The sequence below is a fragment of the Psychrobacter sp. AOP30-A2-5 genome, from assembly GCF_052378115.1.
Classification (GTDB): domain Bacteria; phylum Pseudomonadota; class Gammaproteobacteria; order Pseudomonadales; family Moraxellaceae; genus Psychrobacter.
Genome location: NZ_JBQSXK010000041.1, coordinates 1 through 3901 on the forward strand (window position 1 = coordinate 1; position 3901 = coordinate 3901).

5 protein-coding genes and 2 tRNA genes are annotated in these 3901 nt (G+C 37.0%); 1 reads left to right on the plus strand and 6 read right to left on the minus strand.

Translation table 11 applies throughout. From position 1 onward, the window contains the following. On the minus strand, positions 1–843 hold an 843-nt coding region (locus ACT3S4_RS14145; protein ID WP_444761284.1), incomplete at its 3' end, for a hypothetical protein. A 70-nt stretch (positions 844–913) separates the two neighbouring features. Further along, on the minus strand, positions 914–1567 hold the full coding sequence (locus ACT3S4_RS14150) for a LysE family translocator (RefSeq protein WP_109591996.1): 654 nt from the start codon (positions 1565–1567) through the stop codon (positions 914–916). Positions 1568–1851: 284 nt separating this feature from the next. Here ACT3S4_RS14150 and ACT3S4_RS14155 point away from each other — a divergent pair, with 284 nt between their 5' ends. Continuing rightward, positions 1852–2151, plus strand: coding sequence for a peptide-binding protein (locus ACT3S4_RS14155; RefSeq protein ID WP_109591994.1), 300 nt, complete (start codon positions 1852–1854; stop codon positions 2149–2151). A 160-nt stretch (positions 2152–2311) separates the two neighbouring features. Here the strand turns inward: ACT3S4_RS14155 and ACT3S4_RS14160 are convergent. The 4 genes from ACT3S4_RS14160 to ACT3S4_RS14175 form a co-directional block, all read right to left on the minus strand. Next, positions 2312–2387, minus strand: a tRNA-Glu gene (locus ACT3S4_RS14160). Positions 2388–2534: 147 nt separating this feature from the next. Continuing rightward, positions 2535–2610: transfer RNA gene (locus ACT3S4_RS14165), tRNA-Ala, on the minus strand. A 122-nt stretch (positions 2611–2732) separates the two neighbouring features. Then, a complete protein-coding gene (locus tag ACT3S4_RS14170; RefSeq protein ID WP_227676018.1) occupies positions 2733–3146 on the minus strand; it encodes a hypothetical protein in 414 nt (137 codons plus the stop codon). Positions 3147–3201: 55 nt separating this feature from the next. Next, a partial coding sequence (locus ACT3S4_RS14175) for a PIN-like domain-containing protein (RefSeq protein WP_444761285.1) occupies positions 3202–3901 on the minus strand: 700 nt, incomplete at its 5' end.

Sequence of the window (3901 nt, forward strand, 5' to 3'; positions counted from 1 at the left end):
AACAGTTCCTATATCAGACTTTAAGTCTTCTTCGAATAAATCCCAAAATTCCTTTAAATCCTCATTGAACAAATAGGAGCCTTCAATCCAGTAATCATCATTGCTACTAGCTATATAATGAGTAGTATCTTTATGAAAAGGATGATTCAACAATATTATTTGATCGGCTTTATAGTGATAGGATGTGGTGAAAACTCTAATAACACCATATATGAAATTTGCGACATTCTCTGCTCTGTGCTTACTAAGATTACTAGAGCTCTCTGGTATAGGTATATGTAATAGACAATTGAAGATATCTTCATTACTCTTTATAAAGAAACGATAATGGTCATCCTCTTTGACTTTAGCGTAAATGCTATCTTTATGAATTATTTTTAAATTCCCAATATTTATTTCTTTTTCAGGGCTCAAACCAACTGCATTAAACGGAAAGAAGTAAGTAATCTGCTTCCTACTTCTCTTCGCTCTTTTCTGTGCCCTTGCGAGTAATTTCATACAGCCGGGTGAATCAAAACTACCATTATTCTTTAAATGTATATATATGGAGTTTCTAATCTCAGTTTCTAAATCAAGTACTGTTACACCTTCAGTAAGTCTATATTGCCTTTTGGCTATATTTTCTAATACTTTCTGAGCAGCTGATGAAAAATTGAATTGGATTAACGTGTGATCAATTTCACCTATGTCTTGGGGTGGTTTTAAAGAAGAAACTATACAATCAATATCATTGTAAAAATCACTTTTATATAACTCAGGATCTAGTCTAGATAATTTATTAAGTCTTATTGCTTCAGTTATAATGAAGTTCAAGTCTTCAATATCTTGATTAGCAGCGCTCATAGATTTATACCTTAGCTAATATGGATGACTAGCATGCCTTAACCCACATAAATAATTTAAAAACGTTTATTTAACCCTTCTCAGTCAACAGCCTAATTCCCAAGCCAATAAATACCACACCGCTTATCTTGTTTAAAATGGCTTCGATAGAGGGCTTTTTTCTCAGGTTCTCACTGAATTTTGACGCCAATAATGCTAAGCATAAGCACCATATAAAGCCAGTGACAGCAAAGGTCAGTCCTAAAATGACGAACGACACCATGCTATAAGCATAACTGGCATCGATAAACTGAGGGAAGAACGCCAAAAAGAATAATGCAACTTTTGGATTAAAGGTATTGGTGAGCACACCTTGCTTATATATCTGCCAGTGATCTAAAGGCTGAACGGGCTTTGGCTTCTCGTCATCCTGCAAACTCGCGGCTATCAAAGGCTGTTGTTTACTTATGAGCATTTTGACGCCTAGATAGCACAAATAGCTGGCACCAATATATTTTACGAGCATAAATGCCGTAGGGGAGTTAGCCAGCAACACGGACAATCCTAGCGAAGCCAGTAGCGTATGCACCAGAATGCCTGAAGTAATACCCAACACAGAATAAAACCCTGCCGTTTGCCCCTGCGAAATACTACGGGTAATGATGTACATGCTATCCGTGCCTGGGGTCAGGTTTAACAAAATAGCTGCCATGATAAACCCTAGATAGTTCTCAATCCCGAACATGGTTAAAACGTCCTTGTGTTAAGCCTAAAAATTTTTACGTTATAAAGTATTTATACATTCTATAAAATTCTTATAGGATTGATGGTAGCGAGGATCTTACGGGTTGGCAATAGAATAAATCATTCAATAAATACTGATATTAAAAACCATAAAGCAGGTTATGGCTTCAGTCTTTATCAAAATCAATAAAACGTAAATATCTTATAAAATCGCAGATACCGCAATGTGAACTCTGATAAGATATCAGAGATTAATAAGACATTTGTTGATAATAAGGATTTAAGATGAAACGTTTGGCTTATACCATTGCTGTATCTGTTTTGGCCACGACGGTTGGGATAAATGCCGCGCATGCCGAGAGAGTTTGCAAAGTAACAGATCCGACGGGTACTCCATTAAATATTCGTGATGAACCTAATGGCAAGGTTATTAATAAGCTGCGTAATGATCGCGAGGTGTATGTCACAGATACCACTTATGATAATAAAAATCGTCCGTGGGTATATTTAGAAGGCTATTACAAGGGCGAATACAGGCATTGGGGCTGGGCGATTAGAGAGTTTGTCTCTTGTTATGATCGTTGATATATTAATTTCAGCTTATCCAAACTATAATGAACTGGATATAACAAAACCAATAGACATAAAAAAGCCCAGTCACCGTATGATGACTGGGCTTTTTTATTGTTCGCTTACTAGTCTAATCTGATGCTAAGCAAAAGTGCTAATAAGTGACGCCGAATAGTGGCGTCCCCAGGGGGATTCGAACCCCCGTTACCGCCGTGAAAGGGCGGTGTCCTAGGCCTCTAGACGATGGGGACGCATAGAGTGTTATAACCAATGGTTACAACGGTATTTCACAATATCAGATAGCTTAATAAATAAGCATTGCCTAGGTGCTGATATCGTCCTACTAGCGAGTATTTATGATTACGTTTCAGTAGTACTGAGCGTTGCAATAAATAGTATGGTGGAGCTAAACGGAGTCGAACCGTTGACCCCTTGCATGCCATGCAAGTGCTCTACCAACTGAGCTATAGCCCCTCGCTAAGAGTGTGCGTATTTTATGCAAGACCGGCAGTCCTGTCAACTACTATTTTAAAAATAATGCATAAATATTTGAAAAAAAGCGTTTAAAGCTATTTTAGCTGCTTAATATGCCCAAATTAGCGTGGATTTTGCTTAAGAGAGATCTCTTTGATGGCTTTATCGGTGAAAAACTCTTCTTCGCTGCCATCAGAAAAGATAATAGCACTGCATTCAGTCGGTATGTATTGACCGCCTTTTTCTCTGACGGTTCTTATACCTTTAAAGCCAGTGATGTCAAACTTGCTTAATTTGTCTAGATTATGATTGGTATAACCACAGTAAGTAGTATATATCCATTTCAAATCTTCGAAATCTTGACCCTTTGTCAGGGTAAGCTGTGCATCATAAAGCTCTTTTACGATGGCGTCATAATATTTCTGTGCTTCTTTGAGCGTGTTAAAGACATAATCTTTGCTTTCTATCGTGACGGTTTTGGCGGCCATGTTAGCATCCAGTAAATATTCTAATGTAGTTTGGATTATCGAATTCATAATACTTCTCTTTCGGTAAAGCTATTTTTACAACTATAATTTCACCTAATGATAGTTAGTCATCTTTGACATAGCTAGGATCTCTTCTGCATCGTGGACAAATTATCTCTACATCACCTTCATCAGTCCATACAACTCTTCGTAAATCATCAGAAGGCCATGTGATACCACATATTGTACAATCACTTTCTATATCATCACTATATTCGTTATCGCAGTAAACGCACCGATATCCTGTTTCACTATTCTTTTCAGGTATCATGCTATCACTAGAGCATTCTACACAATATATTATTTGCTCATCATTAGGTGAATGACTCTCGTACCTTTCAAATTCATGGCTCTGTTTGTGGCGTTGGAGTTTTAGAATCCCCTTTATTTTTCTCAAATATGATTCAGATTGTAGAATACGCTCAGCTTGTAGATTACTCTGAGCTTGACTATTTATAAGCTGGTTCAATAGTATTCTTGTTTCACCTGCCTCCTGCAAAGTTTCTTCTGAAACACTCGCTTTTAGGTAATCTCTAGAATATTTAAGGAAAAACTCTGCGTCATACATTAGAAAATTTTTGACTTCTGCATGGTTATACATATCATCAAGTAGTTCAGGTCTTGGCTGTCGATGCTTTGTTTGAGAGTTACCGTTAAATACAGCAACTTCTAACCACCAGTCTGCCTTATTATCATCCGTTACAAAGATAATATCCTTTAGTTCTACTTCTTTTACATGGTCCAATATCTGTTGCCATATAAGA